This window comes from Cribrihabitans pelagius (assembly GCF_048820915.1).
Classification (GTDB): Bacteria; Pseudomonadota; Alphaproteobacteria; order Rhodobacterales; family Rhodobacteraceae; genus Cribrihabitans_A; species Cribrihabitans_A pelagius.
This window is the reverse complement of record NZ_JBMERR010000014.1, coordinates 73,182-97,609: the sequence shown is the minus strand read 5'-3', so window position 1 is coordinate 97,609 and position 24,428 is coordinate 73,182. Positions and strand designations below refer to the sequence as shown.

Below are 24,428 nucleotides of genomic sequence, written 5' to 3'. Positions count from 1 at the left end.
GCAACAGAGATGCCGATCAGCTACTGCCTATTTATTCGCACTCGAGCTTCATTCCCGTGCCTTGGTTTCATCAAGGCAGGCGTTCTGCAGATCTTGAGCAAACAGTTCTACGGCATGTCTGAGAACGTGCACACGGCGGGTTGCGAGATAGAAGGTTGAGTTCCAACGTATTTGGGTATTCCTGATTTCCCGGAAATTGCCTTCTGCAACCCGCCTGCGGGCGAAATGCGTTGGCAGTGGCCTTAGAAACTGACCGGTTTCAATGAGCATCGCCATGGCCTCCATGTTGGCCACGACCGCCATCGGTTCGGGCGATCCGAGTTCCGGTGATACCAGCATATCATATGATCGCTGGCACAACTGATACCGCCCGATGGTTTCAAGACAGATTTCACTGTCCAGCTCAGAGAACAAGGGATGTCCCAGGGCACAGTAGAGCCTGTGCTCCTCCCTGCATAGTTCCACATACTCCAGTTCGGGCACCTGGTTGCGGAACGGCGCCACGGCAGCGTTCAGCTCGCCGCTGATCAGCTGCTGTGTCAGGTCCATGGGGGAGGCGACCACGATTTCGAGCGGCAGCAGAAACTGAGACACGAAGGCGTCTAAGAAACGCGGGGCTATTCAGTCCGGCGCTTGTGAGGCCATTGAAAAGCCACTGCGACAGTGGCCTGGCCTCGAAACCAACCCGCTCGAAGGTGCCGTCAATACCAGCCAGCACTTCTCCAATGTCGGAAGGGTCCGAGACCGCCTTTGCCTCAAGGATCATTCCGCCCTCGGCATCGACAACACAGATGCTGGTCATCTCGACTGAGACGTCGAGGCCCACGTACAAAACTCTGGTCATGGTCGTTCTCCCGGTTGTGGCCTTACCGGCAAGAAGACTACCGGCGATCCCGGGGACTGCGCCCCGATTACGCCATCTGAACGCGCATTTCTTCGCCAACCTGCGCCACGCACGGGAGCTGATTGCGGCCTGGCATGACGATTACAATCACCAGCGCCCACATACGAGCCTAGACGGGCTCACCCCGTGGGAGTATCACCAACGGTCAGAAGAGGACCAAACCCTGAACAGAGCTAACTTATAAACGCGGGTTCCGAGGGGAGCAGGTCAGCACAAATGCTTGATGTTCCGCGCGGCAATGAAAACCACCCGGCTGCTGTTGCGTCAGCAAGCTGGCAAAGCCCTGCAGCGGATTGATTGCAGAAAGAGCGCCCGCGACAGGTCGTACGGGCGCTCCGGGAGTATTGAGCGCCGTTACTCGGCCGGAAACCGGTCCTCATCGTCCACGGTCGACGCGATTCCGGCCATGCTCCGGCGGCTGTCGTTGATGATTGCCTTGATCAGGGCAAAGCCCATCAGCACCATCGCGAAGCTGAACGGCAATGCGGCGATGACCATCGCGGTCTGAATGGCCTTGAGACCGCCGACCACAAGCAAGGCTCCGACAACCAATGCCAGCGCAAATCCCCAGAAGATGATATGGGGGCGCGCCTTGGGGCCATCGTCCCCGGCTGCATTGATGGTGTTGATGATCAACACGGCCGAGTCTGCCGATGTCACCAGGTAGGTCAGCAGCAGGATCACCACGACGACGGAAAACACCCAGGTCAACCCGTCGGTGAGCAAGACCGAAAGCGTGGCATAGAGCTGATCCGAAATCCCGACGCCGAGGATCGCGTTATCGGCCGCGCCACTGAGTTCCAGATCGATGGCGGTGCCGCCGATGAACGCGAACCAGATGAAGCACATGATCGACGGAATGATCATAGCGCCGAGGATGAATTCGCGCACCGTGCGCCCCCGCGAGATCCGGGCGAGGAACAAGCCGACGAATGGCGTCACCGCGATCCACCAGGCCCAGTAGAACACGGTCCAGCCGCCTTGCCATCCGGCCAGCGCGGCGCCCTGTTCGGTGCCGTCATCGGACCATACGGTAAAGCTGATGCCGGGCAGGGCGCGCAGGTAGTCCCAGATGCCGACAAAGAACACCTCGAGGGCGAACAGCGTCGATCCGAAGATCAGGAAGAAGGCCAGCAGGAAGAAGCTCAGCCCCATGTTCAGGTTCGACAGCCACTTGATCCCGCGTCCAACGCCGGACAGAGCTGACGCCGTGGAAGCACCGACGATGACCAGAAGGGCGAACAGGATCGCGGCAAAGGAAGCTTTCTGGCCGCCGTTTCCGTCGTCAACCAGCAGCCAGTCGCCGACACCAATGCGTGCAAGACCGGCCACGAATTGCTCCACGCCGAACCCAAGCGTCTGCGCGATGCCCAGAACAATGGCAACCACCGATACGATGTCCACCACGTGACCCAGCGGCCCGGACAGCGATTTTCCGAACAGCGGGATCAGCGCCGTGCGCACCGTCAGCGGCAGATTGCGCCGGTAAGAGAAATAGGCAAAGGCCAACCCGGCGATCGCATAGGCGCCCCAAGCCGACAGACCCCAGTGCGCGAAGGACCAGACGTAGGCCGATCGCACCGTCTCGGCCGACATGCCGGCGACGTCACCGAGGATCACGTTAGGGTTGTTCTGGAAATGATAGATCGGTTCGGCGGTGGCGAAGGTCAGCATGCCGATCCCGATCCCCGCACTGAACATCATGGAGAACCAGGAAAAATTAGAGAACTCCGGCTTTTCATCATCGCGGCCCAACCGCAAGCCGCCGGAGATAGGCAAGATCGCCAGAACCAGGCAGAGGATGAGGAAAAACGCGACGGCGTAGATGTACCAGTAATTGAACACGCCAAGAATGAGCGTGTTGAACGAGCCCAGAGCGGTCGATGCGCTTTCGGGGAAAGCCACCGCCCAGACGATCAGCGCCGAAACGAGCAGCTTGGCTCCGACGGCCACGTTTTTAGAGAAGCCAGCGTAAAAGCCGCTCTCTGAAACTGGAATCTCCAATTGGTCTAAAGGTGGTTTCACGCTTTCCTCCCTGGTTGGTGAAACAAGTCCGCCAGCAGCCCCCGGCCTTGGGGGCTGTTGACGAGAAATTGGTGAGCTGGAGTGTCTGCTCAGGTTGTTTGGCCCATCAGGCGCTCATCGAAGGGGTAGCGGGTCAGGTTTTCGTAACCGTCCTCGGTGATCAGCACCTGATCTTCGAGCTTGATGGAGAAATCGCCGCCCTCGGGGCTGACCAGCGCCTCGACACACAGCACCATTCCCGGCTCCAGCTCGTAGTCGAAGGCGCCTTCGACCATCTGATCCGGATAGGCGATCAGCGGCCATTCATCACACAATCCGACACCGTGCATCATGCAGCCGTATTTCTGCGCCTGGAACTGATCATCCAGTTTGTGGCAGGCGCGGCTGATGTCTTCGATATTCGCGCCGGGTTTCAGCAGTTCCATGTTGGCCTGGATATGCTCGTATCCGTGCTGCATGGCGTAGATCATGTCGGGTCGGGGCGGTTGATCGCCGATCCACCAGCTGCGCGAAATGTCGATGCAGATGCCGTAGGCGCCGACCAGGTCGGTATCGAAACTGACGATCTCATTGTTCTGGACGATCCGGGGGCCGCATTCCTGGAACCACGGGTTGGTTCGCGGGCCAGAGGTGAGCAGCCGGGTCTCGATCCACTCGCCGCCGCGGCGGATGTTCTCGGCGTGCAGGACCGCCCAGATGTCATCTTCGCTCATGTTGCCCTGCGGCACACCTTCGCGCGCGGCCTGTTCCATGATTGCCACCGCCTGTTCGCAGGCGTGATGGGCGCAGCGCATGGCCAGGATCTCGTCCGGCCCCTTGACCGCGCGGCACTTCTCGGAGACTTCCTCGCCGGGCATGATCTCAAGCCCTTGCGCCTGCAGCGCGTGCAGCCCGTGCAGCATGACCTTGTCGACCGCCAGGCGTTTGTTGCCGCCCGCGTGTTCTTGCAAAAGGATGCGGACTTCGTTCGAGAACTTGTCCGCCGCAACATCGATCTTGTCACCCCGGTCGAAGTAGAAGAGATCTGCCCCGGCGCGCTGTTCCCGCACCAGCGGGTTGAACTCGCTGAGGAACGGCGATTGCTTGTAATCCCAGATGACGAGGTAGCCATCGGCGCACAGCAGCACTGCCCGGAAGGGGTTGTGGGTGTTCCACAGCTGCATGTTGGTGCTGTCGGTGATGTACCGGATGTTCAGCGGGTCGAACAGCAGGATGCCGCCGTAGCCGCGATCGTTGATGAAACGTGTCAGCCGCTCCCAGCGGAACTTGCGCATGGCCTGCAGGTCGGGCAGCTGCAGCCCGGCGGCTTCCCATTCGCGGAAGGCCAGCTGGGTCGGGCCGATCTCGACCCGGTCATTGTCATTGGGCGTGTTGTCGCCCAGCGTTGCGCCGCGGCTGGGATCGATCTTTCGGACATCTCTGTGATGAGAATTCATGACGTGATCCCCCTTCTAAGGTCTGATTGCATGCAAAAATGCCCGCGCAACATTGGTGCGCGGGCCGTTGATCAAGCTATGTTCGCGGCCTGGTCCACGTATTGGCCGATCTCCGAATTCGGGATGCTCAGGTCGTGTTGTTCCGAGGCCTGATCTGCATATTTGCCGATCGCTGCACGCGGGGTGCGCGGGGTGCGCTTTTCCGCGGTGTAATCGTTGATCAGGTCACAGGGCGTGTAATTGCGTTCGATCTCGTGCAGATCTTCTGCATCAAGCTCGGTATCAAGCGCAGCAAAGGCCGTATCGAGCTGTTCAACGCTATCCGCCCCCACCAGCATGGACGAGATTTCGGGCTTGCGCAGAACCCAGGCCTGCGCCACCTGCGGGGCGGTGATGCCCTTGGCGTCCGCCACGCGCTGCACGGAACAGGCGATGTCATACGACGCCTGATCGTTGTACATCTGCGCCGTAAAGAAGTCGGTCTTGTTGCGGAGCGAGTGGGGTTCATTGGCCAGAATGCCCCGCGCCAGAGGGCTGAACGACGACACACCGATCCCCTGATCGATGCAGTAGGGGATCATCTCGCGCTCTTCTTCCCGATAGGCGCAGTTCAGCTGAAGCTGCATGTTGATCGGCTTGGACCAGCCATGCCGTTCGCAGACATTCAGGATCTTGGCGAATTGCCATGTGTACATGGTCGACACGCCGATATACCGCGCCTTGCCGCTGCGCACGACGTCGTTCAGGGCTTCCATGGTTTCTTCGACCGGAGTTTCGGTATCGAAGTAATGCAGCATGTAGATATCGATATAATCCATCTTCAAACGCTGCAGGGAGCCATCGATGGCGTCGAGGATATGCTTGCGCGACGTCCCGTAGGAATTTACGTCCTGACCGATCTGGTATCCCAGTTTGGTTGTCAGGATCAGCTCATCACGGCGCGCCAGACGGCGCAGGATGTTGCCGACCACGGCTTCGCCTTCGCCCGCCGAGTAGAAGTCCGCGAGATCGATGAAGTTGATGCCGTTATCCAGTGCGTGGCCGATCAGCGGCTCGCTTTCGGTTTCGTCAAAGATCCAGGGTTTCCAGTCTTTGGATCCCATGTTCATCGTACCAAGGCACAGCCGAGAGACGCGCAGGCCGGAGTTTCCAAGGCGTGTGTATTTCATTCGACAGTCTTTCCCAGTGAATGAATTGATGGTGGAGAGGACGGAGCTGGATCACCCGTAGGCGATCCAGACCCCTTTGGTTTTGGTGTAGGAACTTAGCGAGTGGATGGCCATTTCCTTGCCCCAGCCGCTTTCTTTGAAACCGCCAAACGGGCTGGACAGGCCGTAGCAGCCATAGCGGTTCACAAAGATCATGCCCGCATCCAGGCGGTCCGCCATCCGGTGCGCGACGTTGATGTTGCCGGTGTAGACGCCGGCGGCCAGGCCATAGGTGGTGTCATTGGCCAGGGTCAGCGCGTCTTCGGCAGTGTCGAAGGGTGTGCAGGACAGAACCGGCCCGAAGATTTCCTCCTGGGCGATGCGCGCGGAGCCCGGCACATTCGCGAAGATCGTCGGACGGATGAACAGGCCGCTGGCATTGTCACCCTGCTGATCCGCGTAGCCGCCGGCCACCAGTTCGGCTTCGCCTTTGCCGATCTCGATGTAGTCCATGATCCGCTTGAACTGCGCCGGGTTGCACTGCGGGCCTTGCTGCGCATCCGGCGAGAGCGGGTCGCCACAGCGCACTGCCTCGGCCTTCTCGATCAGGCGGCTCATGACATAGTCATAGCTGCCCTTCTGGATCAGGAAGCGGGTCGGCTCGGAGCATTTCTCGCCTTTGTGCGAGAACATGACAGTAAAGGCGCGGTCGATTGCAGCATCGAGATCCGGCGTGTCGTCAAAGAAGATGCACGGCGACTTGCCGCCCAGCTCCAGCGTCACCGCCTTGAGGTTCGACTGGCCCGAGTTCTGCACGATCTGACGGCCCACGTTGGTGCTGCCGGTGAAGGACACCTTGTGGACGTCGCGGCTGACCGTCAGGTGGTTGGCGACCGGTCCGTCACAGACCAGCAGGTTCAGCAGCCCGGCGGGCAGGTCCAGCTCGCGGTCGATCAGCTCGAACAGGAATTGCGTGGCCAGCGGCGTGTATTCGGAGGGCTTCATCACCACAGTGTTGCCCATGGCCAGCGCCGGGGCGATCTTCAGGCTGGCCTGATAGAGCGGGAAGTTCCACGGCGCGATCAGGGCGCAGACGCCCACCGGCTCCTTGTTGGTGAAGTTCAGAAAGCCGTCTTCGACCGGGGAGACCTCACCGTAGAACTTGTCGGTCCAGCCGGCGTAGTATTCGAAGATCTCGGCGCAAGTCGGGATATCATCGACCATGGCCTCGGAGAGCAGTTTGCCATTCGGCAGGCTTTCCAGAATGGCCAGCTTCTGCGTGTTCTCCCGGATCAGTCGCGCAATGGCATTGAGCACGTCGGCGCGCTGCTTGCGGGTGGTCTTGCGACTCCAGACATCACTTTGGTGGCAGCGGTGGGCGGCGGCGGCGGCGGCATCCGCCTGGCCCGCATCGGCCAGCGCAATGGTGCTCAGGGTTTCGTCTGTCGCGGGGTTCTTCACCTCCCACGGCTGACCTGCACCGGCCACCCACTGGCCGTTGATATATTGCTTCCTGTCCTCTTTCAGCCAGGCCTTGGCCCAGCTCAGATCTGCATCGAGTGTCATTGTACTTCCTCTATTCCGGAAAGTGCTGCGCGCACGATGGACACATCGCCCGCGGCCCGTTTCGCCACAGCCGAGGCACGGCTGTAGCCAAATTTGCGTTTTAGCTGCATGAGACTCGGCCCCAGCCCTTGCGCATTCTCGGTGTTGCGCTGGGTGTTCAATTCCAGCTCATGCACGCAGTTGCGGCGCAGCGAGGCGACGCCGCTCTGCAACAGGGCGGTCATGTCCAGCAGGGCGATCACGACCAGCATCTGCCAGGGGTTGTAATCCAGTTCCCCGTGATCCTGGGTCATGCGCACCGTCGCCGCGCGGCCGCAGGCCATCATGGCGCATTGCATGGTGAATTCCGGAATCGTCGGGTTGATCTTGCCTGGGATGGCCGAAGAGCCAGGCTGTTTTTCCGGCAAGCGGATCTCGCCGAAGCCTGCATTCGGTCCTGATGCCATCAGGCGCAGATCTCCGCCAATGCGGATAAGAGTCCGGGCGATCTGTTCCAGCGACGCGGCCAGGTTCTGCAGCGGATCATGAGCCTGCGAAGCCGCAAACAGATTCTGCGCGCGGCGCAGATCATGGTCCAGACCCGCCTGCTTCAGTACCGCGTTCAACTGATCAATGATCTGGGCGAAGAAGCCCGGATCACAATCATCGGTCCGGCCTATGATGTTGCCGCCCAGGTTCACCGCTGCCAGATCGCTGGCATCGGCCCGGGCGCGCTGCGTCAGCTGACGCAGGTTATGCGCGACCCCGCCGAAGTAATCGGCGGCTCGAATGTCCACCGCATCCTGCAGGCAGGTGCGCGCGAGCTTGGGCTGATCCCCGGTCCGTTCCGCGAACCGATCGAGATCATCCACCAGTCCCAGCAGCTCGGTTTCCAGCCCCGTCCAGGCTGCGCGGGCCGCGATATGGCAGGCGGTGGACAGGCAGTCGCTGGTGGAATGGTTGAGGTTGATGTGGTCATTCGGATGCAGCGGCGCATAGCTGCCAAAAGGCGCGCCGAAACCCTGATGATTGGCGAGATTGGCCAGCACTTCATTCACGTTCATGTTGATGCCGATCCCGCCACCTCCATGAAATGAATGTATGGGGAAATCAGTCTCCAGAGATCGGGCCAACAGGTGGTCAATGGCTGCGCTGATCGCGGTTTCGACGTCTTTCGGCAGCGCGCCGATGGCCGCGTTGGTTCGCGCAGCCGCGCGTTTGACGTGCAGAATGGCCTCTATCAGCTGCGGATATGCAGATAGTTCCTGCGCACCGGAAACGGGGAATAGGCCAACGGAGCGCTGTGTTTGAGCACCATAGCAGGCAGCCGCGGGGACAAATACCGCGCCAAGAGTGTCATGCTCTGTCCTGAAGTGATCCACCGGCCCCACGCCTCCCTTGTGTCGAGCTGCCATGGCGCGTCTTTGGGGAAATTCGGGGATTCAGGCAAATTACAAAAAGGAACAGTCATTCTTTTTTGTAATGACCTTGGCGCGAGTAGCCCTTAGGCTACGTGGCAACCCTTCCCAGCGGCGTGCGCATCGAACCCATGAACACTCTTCCTAGCCTTACCTCGCTCCGGGCGTTTTCGGTTGTTGGCAATTGTCTCAGCGTCACGGGCGCGGCCCGGCAGCTTGGCGTCACCCAAAGTGCTGTAAGCCGCCAGATCAAGGCATTGGAGGATACATTGGACCTCAAGCTGTTTGATCGTGTCGGCAACAGCATTTCATTGACGGACGAGGGCCGGGCTCTCCATCAGCGGGTCTATGAGACGTTCGGCCTTCTTGAAGACGCCGTGGGCGAAGCCACGGGCTCCCTGAAACGGCAAAAAATAAACCTTCTGGCGCCCCCCACCTTGGCGTCCCGCTGGCTGACGCGGCGCCTGTCGTCCTATCCGCAACGGTTTCCGGGTGTCGAATTGGCGGTCCACACTGTGGCACGGCCGGATATCCGCATGGATTGCGTCGTGCAGTTCGGTGCCCAACCCACCGCAGGATCGGAACATGTGCAATTGCTGGTGGAGCAGCATATCGCCGTCTGCTCGCCCGCACTTTTCGAGGACCGTGAGGCCATGCGGGCGAGCTGCCTTTTGCATGTCTTCGACAAGGGGGTACGGTTCCCCTTGTGGGAAGACTGGCTGGCACTTGAGCCAGACAACCCGGATCTTCCAAGCGGGACATCGATGGAATTTGCAACGCTTGAGCTTGCCATTCAGGCGGCCAAGAATTCGGTTGGCGTCGCCGTGGTGGATCGCAACATGATAGAATACGAACTCAACGCAGGCAGTCTTGTCCAGATTTCGCCAACAACTGTGGTGGGGCCAAACGGATACTGGCTGGAGATTTCAGAAGAGCAACAAGCCAAGGGGCGCTCGGTGCAGTTCTTTCGATGGCTCAGAGGCGTAGCAGGCTTGACAGTGAACGCGTTCTAGCAACGGCATTTGCAGTTAGCTTGCCACAAGCCGTGTACTCTTACTGAAATTCTGCTCGTCAACGGCGGAACGACTTTCGGCCACAGCGCAGATGGCGGCAGCGGGACGGTTCCAGCCGCTCAAGTGAGCTACCCTCCGAAATTCGGGCACTGACATAAGCTACGATTTGCAGTCTGCTCGATCTTCGAGGAGAAGGAGATCAGAGATGTCGAAACGCAAAGAACGCGCGCCGGTGTTCAAGGCGAAGGTCGCGCTGGAGGCTCTGAAGGGCGAGGAAACCGCAGCCGAGCTGGCGAGCCGGTTCAGGCTGCATCTGGGACCGGCAGGTGTTTGACTGCAAACACCGATAAGCGACGATGATCCATCAATGGAATCTGAGGAAACCCGTCGGCCCGAACCGCCTGCGCTATTTGAGGGCTACGGCGCCTCCGGCCAGCTGCGCGCACGTCAGGCGGGTCTCTGTTGAATGCCTATGCAGTCTCGCGATTTCATGCCGATTGACAGATTGATGAAGATAATCCCGCTCACCACCCTTCTGCCATCAACCCGTGGCTTGCCATGCGACTTCGGGAAGAAAGGGGAAAGCTTGGCCATAGTTTCATCGGACAGCTCGAAAAGGTCGTTGATATTCCCGCTCCGTTTTCCGAAGCGTGAATCATGCATCCCATTGAAGATCGATACATCCCGACCCAAAACACCTCAGCCGAAAGGCGCGGCAGAAAGCAGGAAGGGTTGGAATAGAACCGGCGAAACCGCTTTGGCGGATCAATTTGCCTGCATGAACTGCCTGACTGGCGCGCCCCGTTCCCGCAGTCCTGGCTCTGGCATTCCGCACGAATTCCAATATTGTGGACTTAGCAAGGCTCTCGCTGCCATCAAGGAGCAATCTAATATACTGGAATCCAGAAATGAATTCACATACGACCACTCCCGATATCGGGAAGATCATGAAGGAAGCCAGGAAATCGCTTGGCCTGACATTGGAGCGGCTCTCTGAGCGTACCGGGGTGTCCCGATCCATGCTGTCCGCCATCGAAAGGGGGGCCACGAACCCGACCTTCTCCATTGTCTGGGCTCTTTCTCAATCGCTCGGGGTTGATCTCAGCCTGCTGGAAAGCGGGCCGGGGAAAGACGCGCCAATCGAACACCTTCACCACTATTCCACGCCGATGCGGCGAAGCGCGGATGGGAAATGTGAATTGTATATGCTGAGCCCTCGGCGAACGGTTCTGCCGGTTGAGTGGCACAGACTGCTGATGAAGCCCGGAGCGGAGCTTGATTCAAAGCCTCATGCCCCCGGCACTTTTGAACACCTGACGTGTCTGTCCGGCGCGCTGTCGGTAATGGTTGGCGATCGAACCGTCCGGGCGGAGGCCGGCGACACACTGCGGTACCGCAGTGACTGCAACCATCGCATCAGCAATGAGGCAGAGGGGGAGACGGAGGCAATTCTCCTCGTGGCCCAGCCGACGCAGTATCAGGAGCCGGCTGCGTCAGTCTGACAGCCGCTGTTGAAGGGCTTGACCGAATCCCGGCGCTTTTCCTATATACAGGATTTAATGCGGCATATTGGAAATGGCGAAGTGAATCTGCGTATGTTGCCTCAGGGTCTTGGCGGGCCTGCAAGCCCGCCGCCCCCGCTAGTTTGAGCGGCGGCCTGCGAGTTGGTTCTTCATCCGGCTTCCGTCCGTAGAAACGGACTAGAGGGCTTGAACCCAACCCTCTCGTTCCCAAGCTCAAATCCGGCAATGAGGGTGCTATCGGATGTCAACTGACCAACTGTCCCGAGGGACGCGCGGACGCCGCGGGCGCCGCCGTGATGGCGGGGCCCCGGCCCCGGCAATCGTGCAGCGGCCCTTCACCCAACTCAAGCGTCCTTATCCGGCCGTTGAGCTCATTTCGGATGATCAGGTCGAACATATTCACCAGGCATCCCTGAAACTGCTTTCAGAAACCGGCTTGGACGTTTTGCACGATGACGCGCGCGCCGTGATGAAAAAGGCGGGTGCAGATGTCAGGGATGGCGAAGTGCGCGTGCGCTTCGATCCGGATCTGATCAACGAAGCCGTTGCAAGTGCTCCGTCGGAGTTCACGCTGCACGCGCGCAACCCCCAGCACAACGTTGTTATGGGTGGGAACAATATTGTTTTCAACATGATGGCAAGTGCGCCGAATTGCTCTGATACGGACCGGGGACGGCGTTCTGGCAATCAGGAAGACTATCGTAACTTTCTGCGGCTGGCCCAGATGCACAACGTTCTGAACGTGACCGGCGGGTATCCTGTCGAACCGGTCGATATTCACGCCTCTGTCCGCCATCTTGATTGCATCCAGGATTACATCACGCTGACCGACAAGGCTTATTGTATCTACTCGCTCGGTGAGGAGCGTGTTTCCGATGCGATTGAAATGACGCGGATTGCCCATGGCCTGTCACACGACCAGATGCGCGATCAGGCGTGCATGTTCTCGATCATCAACACGAACTCCCCTTTGCAGCTCGATATTCCGATGATGCAGGGTGTGATGGCTTTGTCTGAAATGGGCCAGCCTGTCGTGATCACACCCTTCACACTTGCTGGGGCAATGGCGCCCGTCACGATTGCCGGAGCAGTTATGCTGCAAAATGCCGAGGCATTGGCGGGAGTGGCCTTTACCCAGATGGTGCGCCCCGGAGCCCCGGTGATGTATGGCGGTTTCACGTCCAATGTGGACATGAAGACCGGCTCACCCGCATTTGGCACGCCGGAATACATGAAGGCACAGCATATCGGCGGACAACTGGCGCGGCGCTATGGCATTCCTTATCGCTCTTCGAATGTATGCGCGGCCAATACGGTCGACTCGCAGGCTGCATACGAGGCGGTTTTCTCGCTTTGGGGCGCCATCAATGGCGGCGCAAATATGCTCATGCATGGGGCAGGCTGGCTCGAAGGGGGCCTGTGCTGCTCGTATGAGAAAGTGATCCTTGATATCGACCTGCTGCAGATGATTGCAGAATTCCTGCAACCGGTTCCGACCAGTGTTGACGATCTGGCGCTGGAAGCCATCAACGAGGTCGGGCCAGCGGGCCACTTTTTCGGTACTGAGCACACCCAGGCGCGTTATCGCGATGCCTTCTATTCACCAATCCTGAGTGACTGGCGAAACTTTGAAACGTGGCAGGAGGCCGGATCGCCGATTGCGATCGAGCGTGCCAACGCAGAGTGGAAGAAGCGGCTCGCCTCATACGAGGCTCCGGCTCTGGATCCGGCGATCAGGGACGAGATTGACGCCTTTGTCACCAAGCGCAAGGCCGAAGGTGGCGCAGCAACAGACTTCTAACACTTACGGGATCGCTTCGCGGGTCGCAAAGGGTGCGATCGCGCTGCCGACCAGTAAATCACTAAAAGTCAGAAACCCCGCTTTCATTTAGAAAAGCTCTGGGATTCAAACGGGGTGCGCGCACTCCATTCCCGGGCGCTGTGAGAGCTGAATCCCTGAGGATGAACGAGACATGCCTACTATTCAGACCGACGAGTCCACCGGCGGAAAGAAACTTCCGTCACATGCCAAAGTCGTTGTCATTGGCGGTGGCGTTGTTGGTTGCTCGATCCTGTTTCACCTTGCCAAGTTCGGGTGGAAAGATGCGGTCTTGCTTGAACGTGACGAACTGACATCCGGTTCCTCCTGGCACGCGGCCGGGGGGATCCACACCATCAGCTCTGACCCGAACATCTCGCGCCTGCAGTCATATACGATCAATCTTTACAAAGAGATAGAGGAACTGTCCGGCCAGTCCGTCGGCCTGCATCAGACCGGTGGGTTTTACGCGGCCTCCACCAAGGAATGGTATGACTACCTGAAGGGCGAGCGCTCGAAGGCCCGTTACATGGGCCTGGACCAGGAATTCATCTCGCCCAAGGAACTGGCCGAGCGGCATCCGCTGATCGATCCCAACCACTACCATGCGGTTCTGTGGGATGCGCAGGATGGCCATCTGGACCCATCCGGCACGACCTATGCTTTTGCCAAGGCGGCCAAGGTGCATGGCGCGCAATATTTCACCCACTGCGGTGCAACCGGTATGACACAGCGCCCGGATGGCAGCTGGGACATTGTCACCCCCGAGGGTACCATCAATGCAGAGCATGTCGTGAACTGCGGCGGCCTGTGGGCGCGTGAGGTGGGCCATATGGCAGGCATTCAGTTGCCGGTTCAGCCGATGGAGCACCATTACCTGATCACCGAGCGCATGGATGAAGTTGTAAACTTTGGTCAACAACTGCCGCACGGGATCGACTTCGAGGCCAATGTTTACTGCCGGCAGGAAGGGCAGGGCATGCTGCTGGGCACCTACGAGGCCCAGGCAACACCTTGGAAAGTCGGCGGGACGCCCTGGGACTTCGGCCATGAACTGCTGCCGCCGGATCTGGACCGCGTGGCAGACCGCCTGGAAACCGCGTTTGAACGCCTCCCGGCGATGGCCAAAGCCGGCATCAAGGATGTGATCAACGGCCCGTTCACGTTTGGTCCCGATGGCAACCCGCTGATCGGTCCGGTTCCGGGCGTGAAGAACTGCTGGGTGGCTGTCGGCGTCATGGCAGGCTTCTGCCAGGGCGGCGGCGTGGGCCTGACCCTGGCGGAGTGGATGATTGACGGCGAGCCGTCCATTGACGTCTGGGCGATGGACGTGGCGCGGTTTGGCGAATTCGCGACACCTGACTGGGGCACCATCAAGTCCTCTGAAAACTACGAACGCCGCTTCGTGATGACTTTCCCGAACGAAACTCTGCCTAAGGGGCGCAAGCAAAAGACGACCGCGCTCTATGACCGCATGATCGCCAAGGGGGCGGTGATGGACCAGGGGTTCGGCTTGGAACATGTGCTGTGGTTTGCCGACGGTCCCGAGGATGCGCATGAGGTTCCATCCTTCGAGCGCAACCGGTCGCACGACTATGTCGCGCGGGAAATAGAGGCCGTGCGCGACGCTGTCGGCGGCATCGAGATTGCGAACTTTGCCAAGCATGAGTTCAAGGGGGAGGGCGTTCGCGAATACCTGAACCATATCCTTGCCGGCTTCATTCCCAAACCCGGACGCCTGGCGCTGACACCTATGCTGACACCAAAGGGAAAGCTTTATGGCGACCTGACGGTGGCTTGCCTGGCCGAGGACCACTTCATGCTGTTCGGTTCGGGCGCGATGCAGGAGGCGCACCGCCGATGGTTCGAAAAAGATCTGCCCGCGGGCATCTCCTATGCAAATGTGTCAGACGACTGGCACGGCATCGCACTGTCAGGCCCGAAGTCGCGGGAGCTGCTGGCCCGGCTCACGCGTGACGATGTTTCAGCCGAGGCCTTCAAGTTCCGCGACCTCCGCCAGACGTTTGTGGGCGGCGTGCCGGTGATCATCAACCGGATCAGTTTTTCCGGTGAACTGGGCTATGAGATCTACTGCAGGCCGCAATACCTGATGCGCCTGGCAGACGCCATCGAAGAGGCCGGCGCCGATCTGGGCTACCGCTGGTACGGCGCGCGCGCCCTGCTGTCGATGCGGCTTGAAAAGGGTTGGGGCGTCTGGACGATGGAATACCGTCCCGACTTTAACGCGGTCGAATCCGGCATGGATGTCTTCATCAACTGGAAAAAGGACTTTGTCGGCAAGGAGGCAACGCTGAAGGCCCGCGACGGCGGCGCATCCAAGAAGCTGGTGACGATGACCATCGAGGTTGAGGGGATCGACGTGGTTCATGACGAGGCGATCCTCAAAGACGGTGAACCGGTCGGCTACGTCAGTTCGGGCGGCTACGCGCATCGTATCGGCAAGTCGATGGCTATGGGCTACGTCGCGTCCGGGTTCGCGGATCCCGGAACGAAGCTCCAAGTGGAAATCCTGGGCGATTTCTATGATGCGCAGGTCCTGGCAGGACCGGCCTACGACGCCAACGGCGCCAATATGCGTTCTTGATCCGGGGTCAGGACGATGGGGCGGCCAGAGAAGAAAATAGAATCAAAACGATGCGGTCCGGTCACGATGAACCGTTTCGTATTCCTGCTGATGCCGGGGTTCTCAGCCTTGGAGTTGGGATCGGGAATTGAGTCACTGGCCGCCGCAAATGAAACATCAGGAAAGACTCTTTTCCAGTGGAAAATTGTCAGCGAAACGGGGGACAGCGTTATATCCTCTTCGGGACTGACTGTGGCGGTCGATACTGGTTTGCCGGATGTGCGCCGCGAAGATTGCATCGTCATTTGCAGCGCCTTCAATTCCCAGAATTACCCCAAATCCGGCAAGGCCGCGGCTTGGTTGCGGCAGGCAGCGAGACTCGGGGCGCGGCTTTGCGCACTGGGAGGCGGAGCACTATTTCTTGCCCGGATCGGCATCGCAAAGGAGGGGCGCATCAGCTCGCACTGGAGAATGAAGCCCATTTTCCAAGAGAGCTTTTTTGAACTGGATCCTGTTTGCACGATCTTCGAGGAGACTGCCAACGTCGTTTCCTGTGGCGGCGGCGCTGCCACGCTGGACCTTTTCTCCGCGCTGATCAGTCAGAAGGCCGGCCCCGAGGCATCCAGTCTAGTCGCGGATCAGCTCTTGAGTGCATCTGTCCGGGAGGGGAGCAGCCGCCAGGCTGTGGCCAGTCTCCGGCGGGTCGAATACAGGAATGAGAAATTGTCGAAAGCAATAGGCTATATGCAGGAATGCTTGGAGGACCCTGTTTCGCCGTCAATTATAGCTAAACAAGTTGGTATATCGACACGGCAACTTGAGAGACTTTTCAGCCAGCATTTGGGAAACAGTCCCAAAAGCTACATGACGATCCTCAGGCTCGAAAAAGCGCGCGCGCTCTTGCAGCAAACGCAGATGCGCGTGATCGATGTCGCTGCGGCCTGCGGTTTCTCATCGGTCAGCCACTTTTCAAAACACTACAAGAAACAATTCGGCATTACCCCCCGCTTCGAAAAGGCCGTGCTCGCTCGCTAACTCCGGACTGCCTCGCTCCATTATGGCTGAGCTGCACCCCGATCTTTGGACAGGATCTGGCGTAACTTATGCTGCTTGTTACACCTGCTGATCGGATTGCTTGATATGGCACTGTAAAGTTAACCGGCCTTGCCCGAAGCTGGGGCAGGCTGCGATGTCCACTCGGCTCGGAGATTTGCGATATCGCGCCACGCATCCATGGCGGCATGCGGAGCTCGCGAAATTCTGCGGATGTCATCTTGTGGCGGGGCTGGTGAAACAGGTTTGCAATCGGATCGTGAATGGAGACGAAGCGCTGCATGTGCCGAGGCGGGTTGAAGCGTTTCATAATGCGTTCACGCCTTCGGATAGGCTGGTGGGAGGTATCGGCCCGGTTGTTCAAACCCTTATGCGAGCGGTGTTCAACCCCCGGCATGATCGCACGCCCAGCGGCTTAGTATGAGCGAAGCTTGTCGGTGATGAAAACACGCAGCGGATGGCCTTGCCGGGTCAGCAGCTTGCGCATCAGGCGGAGAACAGCCCGCTGATCGCGGCGGGCTTGGACCAGGACATCCAGCACAAACCCTTCCTGATCAACGGCCCGCCAAAGCCAATGCTTGCGTCCCCTGATCGAGACGACAACTCTGTCCAGATGCCACTTGCCGCCAAGCTTGCCAGCCGACCGGCGGCGGATTGTTTTTGCGAGTTCCCTCCCGAACTTTTCAGCCCAGGCCCGCACTGTCTGATGCGATACGATGATGCCGCGCCCGGCAAGAAGATCCTCTACCATCCGGAGGCTCAGCGGTAGCTGGAAATACAGCCAGACAGCGTAAGCAATCACTTCGGGCGGGAAACGGCGGCGCCGATAGAGGGGGGCGTCGGTCATGCCGCCATGTCGCATTTTATGCGGCCAGCCGCATTAGCCTTACAGTGCCCGCTGGCGATATTTGCGATCTATTCAACCCAATGGAGTGCTGGAACTTCATCAAGGCTGCCGGGTATGCCTCAGATTAAATGCAAAATGCTCTATTTGCATGATGCGCGGTGTACACCCCTCGGGGTTTTGCCTTCCCTGGCCGGATCACAACGCCCAAACAGCTTGGCATCCCCGCGCCGGTGCTGCCTTGGCCACGGCAGTGGCCAAGGAGATTGGAGCTGTACCCGCCAACGCTCCTATTGGAACATGCGCCCTTCCGCAGCGTATTCGCGCAGGATTGCGGGGGGCTGGAAGCGCGGGCCGTACTTCCCGGCCAGTTCCTCACAGCGCGCGATGAACCGATCCAGGCCATAGGTGTTTACATACTGGATATATCCCCCGGTGTGGACCGGCGCTCCGATACCCATGATCGACCCGATATTGCCATCGGCGGCGCTGCGCAGAACGCCCTCCTCGAGACACCGCAGGCTTTCCAGAACCGGGCGGAACAGGATGCGGTCCTGAATGTCCCGGTCCGAAATCTCGGCATCATCCTTACGCCACTTGGACAGGCCGGACCAGATCGCCTTGCCGCCGTCTGCGTAGTCGTAGAACCCCTTGCCGGTCGCGCGGCCATGGCGGTCGTGATTGTCCAGCATGTCCGCCAGCATCGCCCGCGCCTCGGGGTTTTGTTCCTCGGCCGGGTCCAGCAGGCCCATTTCGATCTGCGTGCGATAGATATCCGTCACCAGCTTGATCTGAACTTCGTCCAGCAGCGACAACATCCCCGTGGGCATTCCGATCAGTCTGGAAAGGTTGTCCACCCGCAGGGGATCATGCCCCTCGGCGACCAGTTGCACACCTTCGATGATCTTCGTGCCGATCGTGCGCGAGGTGAAGAAACCCGTCTTGTCCCCGACAATGATCGGCGTCTTGCGGATTTGCTGGGCAAAGTCGAACGCCCGCGCCAGCGTTTCGTCCGAGGTTTCCTCGCCCGCGATGATCTCCAGCAGCGGCATCTTGTCGACTGGCGAGAAGAAGTGCAGGCCCACAAAGTTCTTCGGGTTCTGCGCTTTAGACGCCAGCCGCGTGATCGGCAGGGTCGAGGTGTTCGAGCCCCAGACCCCGTTCTCGGCCAGATACTCTTCGGTCTCGGCGATCACCTTGTCCTTGACTTCGATCTTTTCAAAGACCGCTTCGATGATCATGTCGCAGCCGCGCAAGTCTTCCATATCGGCGCTGGCTTTGATCCGGCCCAGAACCTCGGCGGCTTTCGCCTCGTCCATGCGGCCCCGCTGGACACGTTTTGCCAGCAGTTTCTCGGTATAGGCTTTGCCACGATCAGCAGCCTCTTGCGTCATATCCTTCAACACGACCTCGATGCCGGCCATGGCCGAGGAGTAGGCGATCCCCTGTCCCATCATTCCTGCACCCAGAATGCCCAGCTTGCCCACCTTGCTGCGCGGGATGTCCTTGGGTCGGCTGGCGCCGCCATTGACCTGATTGAGACCAAAGAAGAAGGTCGAGACCATGTTCTTCGCTTCGGGCGACACAAGCAGCGCGCAGAACTGGCGGGTTTCATAGCGCAGCGCCGTGTCGAAATCCAGCTTGCCGGCTTCGACCATGACGTCCAGAATCCTGGCCGGCGCAGGCAGCAGGCCGCGCGTTTTCTGGAACAGCATCGCCGAAGCGCCCGCAATCTTGGGGGCTAATTTGGGCGAGTTCGATCCGCCTCCGGGAATACGATAGCCCTTGGTGTCCCAGGGCTGCCTTGCCGCCGTCTCGTCGTCCTGAACGGAGAGGATCCATTCGCGGGCGCGGGTCAGCAGGGCGTCAGCCTCGACAACCTCCTGCACCAGCCCCGCCTTCAGGGCTGCGGCAGGGGCCAGTTGCTTGCCTTCCAGCAGGAATGGCATCGCAGCTTCCAGTCCCAGCAGCCAGGTCAGGCGCACAACGCCGCCGCCACCGGGCAACAGGCCCAGCGTGACCTCGGGCAGGCCGATCTTGGATTTCGGGTTGTCCGCGGCGATACGGTGGTTCGATGCAAGGCACAGCTCATAGCCGCCGCCCAAAGCCGCGCCGTTGATCGCGGCGACCACCGGAACCGGCAGCTTTTCCAGACGGCGCATATCGGCCTTGATGCCCTCGACCTCGTCAAACACGTCCTGCAGCTGATCCTGCTCGACCGCCACCAGCCGCTTGAGGTCACCCCCGGCAAAGAACGTTTCTTTGCCCGAGGTCAGAATGACGCCTTTCAGCCCCGCTTCGGCCTCAAGCTTGTTCACCATGCCGGCATAGAGCGGCCCGAACTCTTTGTTCATCGAGTTCACGGGACCGTCCATATTCATGGTCACGGTCACGATGCCGTCTGCGTCTTTTTCGTATGTAAATTCGCCCATGTGACTATTCCTTCTCAAATGCGCTCGATAAGCGTAGAAATTCCCATGCCGCCAGCGACGCACAGCGACACCATTGCCCGTTTGGCATCACGCCGCTCAAGCTCGTCCAGCACGGTCGAAACCAGCATGCCGCCGGTCGCGCCCAGCGGGTGGCCCATCGCGATCGCGCCGCCGTTGACGTTGGTGATCTCGTGGTCGATGCCCAGATCCTTCATGTAGCGCAGGGCGACCGAGGCGAAGGCTTCGTTGATTTCCCAGATGTCGATGTCCTTGACGGACAGTCCCGCCTTTTCCAGGCACTTGTGCGCCGCCGGTCCCGGACCGGCCAGCATGATGACCGGGTCGGTGGCAATGACGGTTGAGGCGACGATCCGCCCGCGCGGCTTCATCCCCAGATCCTTGCCTGCCTGTTCCGAGCCGATCATGACCGCCGATGCGCCATCAACGATCCCCGAGCTGTTGCCGGGCGTGTGGACATGGTTGATGGCCTGCACCTCGGGGTATTTCGCCAGCGCCATGTCGTCAAAGCCAATGCCGCCCATCTGAGCGAACGAGGCCTTCAGCGACCCCAGCTTCTGCATATCGGTGCCGGGTTTGATGAAATCGTCACGTTGCTGAATGACCAGACCGGACTCATCCCGGACCGGCACGACCGAGCGGTCGAACCAGCCATTGTCCCGCGCATGCGCCGCACGGCGCTGGCTTTCCACGGCAAAGGCGTCGACATCTTCGCGGCTGTATCCGTCGATCGTGGCGATCAGATCAGCGCCGATCCCCTGCGGGGCGGACTTGTTCTCGATGACGAATTCCGGGTCAAAGAGCATTGGGCCGCCGGACGATCCGAGCGGCACGCGGCTCATCGATTCCAGACCGCCCGCAACGACCAGGTCCTGCTGGCCCGAGCCGACCTTGGCGGCGGCGATGTTAACCGCCTCAAGCCCCGATCCGCAAAACCGGTCAAGCTGCACACCGGGCACGGCCTCGTCCCATCCGGCGGACATCACAGCGGCCTTGGCGATGCACGAGCCCTGATCCATCAAGGGGGCGACGCATCCCAGGATGACGTCCTCGACCTTCGCGGTGTCGAGGTCATGGCGTTCCTGCAAAGCCTCCAACAGCCCTGCGGCCAATCGGACCGGTTTGACTTCGTTCAGAGTGCCGCCCGCTTTGCCTTTGGACCTCGGCGTTCTCACTGCGTCATAAATAAATGCCTGGGACATAAGAGTACCTCTTTCTGTCGGAATGGTTGTTTTGGCGATCAGAGCTTGCGCGAGATCAGTTCTTTCATGATCTCGTTGGCGCCACCGTAGATGCGATGCGCCCGAATGTCGGCGAAGGCGCGAGTGATCGGGTATTCCTGCATGTAGCCATAGCCGCCATGCATTTGCAGCGCTGTGTCCGCCACTTCAAACGCCATTTCACTGCACCAGAGTTTGGCGCCGGCGGCGTCTTCGGCCCGCAGTTTGTCGAGGGCAAGATTGGTCATGCATTGGTCAACCATGGCCTGTCCCGCTGAGATTTTGACCTTCATGTCAGCGAGCTTGAACCGCACATCCTGAAACTCGGCCAACGGGCGGCCAAAGGCCTGGCGCTCTTTGGTGTAGCTAAGTGCTTGTTCGTAACAGAACTTGGCACCTGCTACTGCCCCGATGGCGATCATGAGCCGTTCCCAGGCAAGTTCACCAAACAGCATCATCAACCCGCCACCAACGGCCTTTTCTCCGCCAAGGACGTTTGATTTGGGAACGCGTACGCCTGAGAAGTTCAGGATACAGGTGTCCTGAGCTTTTTGGCCCAGTTTCTTCAGCGGTTTTTCCTTGGTGAACCCGTCGCGGCCGGCTTCGACAAGCACCAGTGACAGTTTCGGTTCGCCACCCACGGCCGGATCAACAACCTGTGCGGCGACGATAACAAGATCGGCCATGAAACCGTTGGTGATGAAGATCTTCTCACCATCCAGAACAAGTTCGTCACCATCCGCCATGGCCCGTGTCTTGATGCCCTGCAGGTCAGACCCCGTACCCGGTTCAGTCATAGCGATGGCGCCGATGACCTCGCCCGTGGCCATTTTCGGCAACCAGGTTTGCTTTTGCTCCGGGGTGCCGTAATTCCGGAGGTAAGGGGCGACAATGTCGGAATGCAGCGCGAAACCGGGGCCGCTCGCGTTGGCGCCGTAGAGTTCTTCGAGGATGATGAGGCTGAACCGGCGGTCCACGCCTGCGCCACCATATTCCTCGGGGATGGTTGGGCATAGGAAACCCTGTTCGCCAGCCTTCCGCCAGGCATCCCGGCTGATGTGCTGGTCAGTCTCCCATGCCGCGTGATGGGGACTGATCTCGGTTTCGACGAACTTGCGAAACGCTTCGCGGAACATGTCGTGTTCCGGTTCAAAGAGGGTGCGGTGCAACATTGGAGTCCTCCAGTCCATTTGGCTGGAAGAGAAACATCGGGCGCACCCTTACTCAAATCGAAATGAATACGTTAATATCTAAAAAATGAATACCTCAGAAAGAGTCTTCAGGCCTCAGCATCAGGCGGGAATTTCCGAACTGCGGCAAGACAGGCGCGAACGGCCCGGCTTGGCAGCCAGCGCGACAGATGCGCAACGCCCATGTTCAGTGGAGGGAAGACATCCAGATCAAGCAGCGCAAAGTTCTTCTGGAAACTGCGCGTGCTGCCATAGGTGCTGCTGACAATGCCAATCAGGTCGGATTCAGCGACGGCCGTTTGGGTCACGACAAAGTTTTCGATGATGTGCAGCCCGCGACGTGGATCGACGTCGCCCTGCAACAGAAACTCGGCGAAGCGCTGCGCATAACCGACATGATAATCAGGCGAGACCACTCGGTATCGTCCAACCAGTTCCAGCGAAATCTGTGATGCTGACAGAATGGGATGCCCTCTGCGGCAAAAGAGCCGAGGATGGAATGTGCCTAGCTCTTCGACGGAAAAGTCTGGCTCTCGCGCCAAGTCTTCTGTTGGAGCAAACAGCAGATCGAGGTCTCCGCGCTTCAGCATCCGCACCCCACGCTCAACCGGCAGGCCCACCATGTTCAGGCAAATATCCGGGCTGGTTTTCAACAAATGAGCAATGGCGCGGTTAAACAGACCTTCCTGCGAGGCCGGAGAAATGCCAACCCGCAGAAACTGGTCGATCTGTTCCTTCTGGGATCGGGTATCCTCAACCAGCATGTCGAAATCAGCGACGATCCTTTCGGCTCGATTCAAAAACTCCCGTCCTTCAGGCGTTGCTGACACCCCACGGGCGGTGCGATGAAAGATGACCAGACCAAGGTCCTGTTCCACGTCGGCAACGGCCTTGGTGAGCGTCGACTGGCTGACATTCAGAACCTTTGATGCGGCAGAGAGCGATCCCGCCCTGTCTATTGCAACGATCTGCCGGAGCTTGGTCGATGTGAACATGGTATTCCTAAATTAGATATTGTCACTGTAAAATAGATTGGATTTGTGGTCAGGTCTATGGCTCCTTTCCGTTCGCAGGCGCCCTTGCAATTTGCCGGGTTTGGAACGGAGGACATGATGCAAGAGAAACCGCTAAGTGGCATTCGCATTTTGGAGTTTGCTGGCATTGGGCCAGGGCCGTTCTGCGGCATGCTTTTATCCGACCTGGGGGCGGACGTGGTGCGGATCGACCGTCCCGGCGTGACCCCTCAAGGCGTTGGGCCGGTCACGGGGCGGGGCCGACGCTCGGTGGCGCTGGACCTTAAAAGTGCCGACGGAGTGACGACGGCGCTCGATCTGATTGCAGCCGCTGACGCCTTGTTCGAAGGGTTTCGCCCCGGCGTGATGGAACGCATGGGCCTTGGCCCGGAGGTGGCGTTGGCGCGCAACCCGGCGCTGGTATACGGGCGCATGACGGGCTGGGGACAGGAGGGCCCCCTATCGCAGGCTGCCGGGCACGACCTGAACTACATCGCGATTTCCGGTGCGTTGGGGGCGATGGGGCGGCCGGCGGTTCCACCTTCGCCTCCGCTGAATCTTGTGGGGGACTATGGCGGTGGTGCGATGTTCCTCGCAATGGGAATGCTTGCCGGAATACTGCGCGCTAAAACGACAGGTGAGGGGCAGGTGATCGACGCTGCGATGAGCGATGGCAGCGCACTGTTGATGGCCATGTTCCATGATCTCAAGGGTATGGGGCTTTGGCAGGATCAGCGCGGATCCAACTTTCTCGACGGCGCCGCGCCTTTTTATGACACCTATGAATGTGCGGACGGAAAATACATCAGCATCGGGTCAATCGAACCACAGTTCTTTGCAGTTCTGATGGAGAAAACCGGCCTGTCCGATGATCCCGTTTTTGCCACGCAGATGAACCCTGCCAGGTGGCCGGACATGAAAGACAAGCTGGCACGCGTGATCAAGGGCAAGTCGCGTGACGAATGGTGCGAAATCATGGAAGGCACTGACGTGTGTTTCGCGCCGGTTCTGTCGCTGGGTGAGGCTCCCTCGCATCCTCACAATATCGCGCGCGAAACCTTCGTAGAGTTTGACGGGCGGCAGCATCCGGCACCGGCACCCAGATTCCGCAATGTACCGAACCGTCCCGATCGACCTGCACCCAGGCCGGGAGAACATACTGAAGAGGTCCTCGGCGAATGGATTTCGCCGACCTGACACCCGCGTGATGCGCGGAACAAAAACAGACACGCTGGGAGGACGT

General features: G+C 59.5%; 17 protein-coding genes and 3 pseudogenes. 8 read left to right on the top strand and 12 right to left on the bottom strand.

Annotation, left to right across the window (positions count from 1 at the left end; translation table 11 throughout):
• Positions 1-48: 48 nt before the first annotated feature.
• Positions 49-594: a substrate-binding domain-containing protein gene (locus ACOHX0_RS13655; RefSeq protein ID WP_420677433.1), complete on the bottom strand. Its 546-nt coding sequence runs from the start codon at positions 592-594 to the stop codon at positions 49-51.
• 326 nt (positions 595-920) lie between these two features.
• Between ACOHX0_RS13655 and ACOHX0_RS13650 the strand changes: the two are divergent.
• A pseudogene (locus ACOHX0_RS13650) lies at positions 921-1,088 on the top strand (integrase core domain-containing protein); the annotation flags it as partial.
• Positions 1,089-1,258: 170 nt separating this feature from the next.
• Here ACOHX0_RS13650 and ACOHX0_RS13645 read toward each other — a convergent pair.
• From ACOHX0_RS13645 to ACOHX0_RS13625, 5 genes are all read right to left on the bottom strand, one after another.
• A complete protein-coding gene (locus tag ACOHX0_RS13645) occupies positions 1,259-2,929 on the bottom strand; it encodes a BCCT family transporter (protein WP_420677432.1) in 1,671 nt (556 codons plus the stop codon).
• A gap of 89 nt (positions 2,930-3,018) precedes the next feature.
• A complete protein-coding gene (gene dddP / locus ACOHX0_RS13640) occupies positions 3,019-4,365 on the bottom strand; it encodes a dimethylsulfonioproprionate lyase DddP (protein WP_420677430.1) in 1,347 nt (448 codons plus the stop codon).
• 71 nt (positions 4,366-4,436) lie between these two features.
• Positions 4,437-5,534, bottom strand: a complete 1,098-nt coding sequence (locus tag ACOHX0_RS13635; protein ID WP_420677429.1) for an aldo/keto reductase — start codon at positions 5,532-5,534, stop codon at positions 4,437-4,439.
• 51 nt (positions 5,535-5,585) lie between these two features.
• Entirely contained in the window at positions 5,586-7,079 is a 1,494-nt protein-coding gene (locus ACOHX0_RS13630; RefSeq protein WP_420677428.1) for an aldehyde dehydrogenase family protein, read from the bottom strand.
• On the bottom strand, positions 7,076-8,440 hold the full coding sequence (locus tag ACOHX0_RS13625; protein WP_420677427.1) for a lyase family protein: 1,365 nt from the start codon (positions 8,438-8,440) through the stop codon (positions 7,076-7,078). Before ACOHX0_RS13625 ends, ACOHX0_RS13630 begins: the two co-directional genes overlap by 4 nt.
• 167 nt (positions 8,441-8,607) lie before the next feature.
• Here ACOHX0_RS13625 and ACOHX0_RS13620 point away from each other — a divergent pair, with 167 nt between their 5' ends.
• Positions 8,608-9,489 (top strand): LysR family transcriptional regulator, encoded by an 882-nt coding sequence (locus tag ACOHX0_RS13620; protein WP_420677426.1) that lies wholly within the window; start codon positions 8,608-8,610, stop codon positions 9,487-9,489.
• Between the two features lie 205 nt (positions 9,490-9,694).
• The gene (locus tag ACOHX0_RS13615; RefSeq protein WP_420677501.1) at positions 9,695-9,823 is read left to right on the top strand and encodes a hypothetical protein; all 129 of its coding nucleotides are present in this window, start codon (positions 9,695-9,697) and stop codon (positions 9,821-9,823) included.
• Between the two features lie 170 nt (positions 9,824-9,993).
• On the opposite strand, the pseudogene ACOHX0_RS13610 reads toward ACOHX0_RS13615, so the two are convergent.
• A pseudogene (locus ACOHX0_RS13610) lies at positions 9,994-10,083 on the bottom strand (IS5/IS1182 family transposase); the annotation flags it as partial.
• Between the two features lie 314 nt (positions 10,084-10,397).
• On the opposite strand from ACOHX0_RS13610, the gene ACOHX0_RS13605 reads away from it, so the two are divergent.
• From ACOHX0_RS13605 to ACOHX0_RS13590, 4 genes are all read left to right on the top strand, one after another.
• Entirely contained in the window at positions 10,398-10,991 is a 594-nt protein-coding gene (locus ACOHX0_RS13605; protein ID WP_420677425.1) for a helix-turn-helix domain-containing protein, read from the top strand.
• Between the two features lie 262 nt (positions 10,992-11,253).
• Positions 11,254-12,813, top strand: coding sequence for a trimethylamine methyltransferase family protein (locus ACOHX0_RS13600; protein ID WP_420677423.1), 1,560 nt, complete (start codon positions 11,254-11,256; stop codon positions 12,811-12,813).
• Between the two features lie 172 nt (positions 12,814-12,985).
• A complete protein-coding gene (locus ACOHX0_RS13595; protein WP_420677422.1) occupies positions 12,986-15,436 on the top strand; it encodes a GcvT family protein in 2,451 nt (816 codons plus the stop codon).
• A 66-nt stretch (positions 15,437-15,502) separates the two neighbouring features.
• The gene (locus tag ACOHX0_RS13590; RefSeq protein ID WP_420677421.1) at positions 15,503-16,450 is read left to right on the top strand and encodes a GlxA family transcriptional regulator; all 948 of its coding nucleotides are present in this window, start codon (positions 15,503-15,505) and stop codon (positions 16,448-16,450) included.
• A 119-nt stretch (positions 16,451-16,569) separates the two neighbouring features.
• Here ACOHX0_RS13590 and ACOHX0_RS13585 read toward each other — a convergent pair.
• From ACOHX0_RS13585 to ACOHX0_RS13565, 5 genes and pseudogenes are all read right to left on the bottom strand, one after another.
• A pseudogene (locus tag ACOHX0_RS13585) lies at positions 16,570-17,315 on the bottom strand (IS6 family transposase).
• A gap of 287 nt (positions 17,316-17,602) precedes the next feature.
• Complete coding sequence (locus tag ACOHX0_RS13580; RefSeq protein WP_420677419.1) at positions 17,603-19,744, bottom strand: 3-hydroxyacyl-CoA dehydrogenase NAD-binding domain-containing protein; 2,142 nt, start codon at positions 19,742-19,744, stop codon at positions 17,603-17,605.
• A gap of 14 nt (positions 19,745-19,758) precedes the next feature.
• Positions 19,759-20,964 carry an acetyl-CoA C-acetyltransferase gene (locus ACOHX0_RS13575; RefSeq protein WP_420677418.1) on the bottom strand — a complete coding sequence of 402 codons (1,206 nt, stop codon included), beginning with the start codon at positions 20,962-20,964 and terminating at the stop codon, positions 19,759-19,761.
• 38 nt (positions 20,965-21,002) lie between these two features.
• Complete coding sequence (locus ACOHX0_RS13570) at positions 21,003-22,154, bottom strand: acyl-CoA dehydrogenase family protein (RefSeq protein ID WP_420677417.1); 1,152 nt, start codon at positions 22,152-22,154, stop codon at positions 21,003-21,005.
• 107 nt (positions 22,155-22,261) lie between these two features.
• Complete coding sequence (locus ACOHX0_RS13565; protein WP_420677416.1) at positions 22,262-23,167, bottom strand: LysR family transcriptional regulator; 906 nt, start codon at positions 23,165-23,167, stop codon at positions 22,262-22,264.
• Between the two features lie 117 nt (positions 23,168-23,284).
• Between ACOHX0_RS13565 and ACOHX0_RS13560 the strand changes: the two genes are divergently transcribed.
• Entirely contained in the window at positions 23,285-24,382 is a 1,098-nt protein-coding gene (locus ACOHX0_RS13560; RefSeq protein WP_420677414.1) for a CaiB/BaiF CoA transferase family protein, read from the top strand.
• Positions 24,383-24,428: the final 46 nt, after the last annotated feature.

What these genes read in the sequence shown, in the direction of transcription:
- ACOHX0_RS13565 (WP_420677416.1), bottom strand. Translation starts at nt 23,167, where the DNA reads ATGTTCACATCGACCAAGCTCCGGCAGATCGTTGCAATAGACAGGGCG.
- ACOHX0_RS13605 (WP_420677425.1), top strand. Translation starts at nt 10,398, where the DNA reads ATGAATTCACATACGACCACTCCCGATATCGGGAAGATCATGAAGGAA.
- ACOHX0_RS13595 (WP_420677422.1), top strand. Translation starts at nt 12,986, where the DNA reads ATGCCTACTATTCAGACCGACGAGTCCACCGGCGGAAAGAAACTTCCG.
- ACOHX0_RS13575 (WP_420677418.1), bottom strand. Translation starts at nt 20,964, where the DNA reads ATGTCCCAGGCATTTATTTATGACGCAGTGAGAACGCCGAGGTCCAAA.
- ACOHX0_RS13630 (WP_420677428.1), bottom strand. Translation starts at nt 7,079, where the DNA reads ATGACACTCGATGCAGATCTGAGCTGGGCCAAGGCCTGGCTGAAAGAG.
- ACOHX0_RS13635 (WP_420677429.1), bottom strand. Translation starts at nt 5,534, where the DNA reads ATGAAATACACACGCCTTGGAAACTCCGGCCTGCGCGTCTCTCGGCTG.
- ACOHX0_RS13600 (WP_420677423.1), top strand. Translation starts at nt 11,254, where the DNA reads ATGTCAACTGACCAACTGTCCCGAGGGACGCGCGGACGCCGCGGGCGC.
- ACOHX0_RS13560 (WP_420677414.1), top strand. Translation starts at nt 23,285, where the DNA reads ATGCAAGAGAAACCGCTAAGTGGCATTCGCATTTTGGAGTTTGCTGGC.
- dddP (WP_420677430.1), bottom strand. Translation starts at nt 4,365, where the DNA reads ATGAATTCTCATCACAGAGATGTCCGAAAGATCGATCCCAGCCGCGGC.
- ACOHX0_RS13590 (WP_420677421.1), top strand. Translation starts at nt 15,503, where the DNA reads ATGAACCGTTTCGTATTCCTGCTGATGCCGGGGTTCTCAGCCTTGGAG.
- ACOHX0_RS13615 (WP_420677501.1), top strand. Translation starts at nt 9,695, where the DNA reads ATGTCGAAACGCAAAGAACGCGCGCCGGTGTTCAAGGCGAAGGTCGCG.
- ACOHX0_RS13620 (WP_420677426.1), top strand. Translation starts at nt 8,608, where the DNA reads ATGAACACTCTTCCTAGCCTTACCTCGCTCCGGGCGTTTTCGGTTGTT.
- ACOHX0_RS13580 (WP_420677419.1), bottom strand. Translation starts at nt 19,744, where the DNA reads ATGGGCGAATTTACATACGAAAAAGACGCAGACGGCATCGTGACCGTG.
- ACOHX0_RS13570 (WP_420677417.1), bottom strand. Translation starts at nt 22,154, where the DNA reads ATGTTGCACCGCACCCTCTTTGAACCGGAACACGACATGTTCCGCGAA.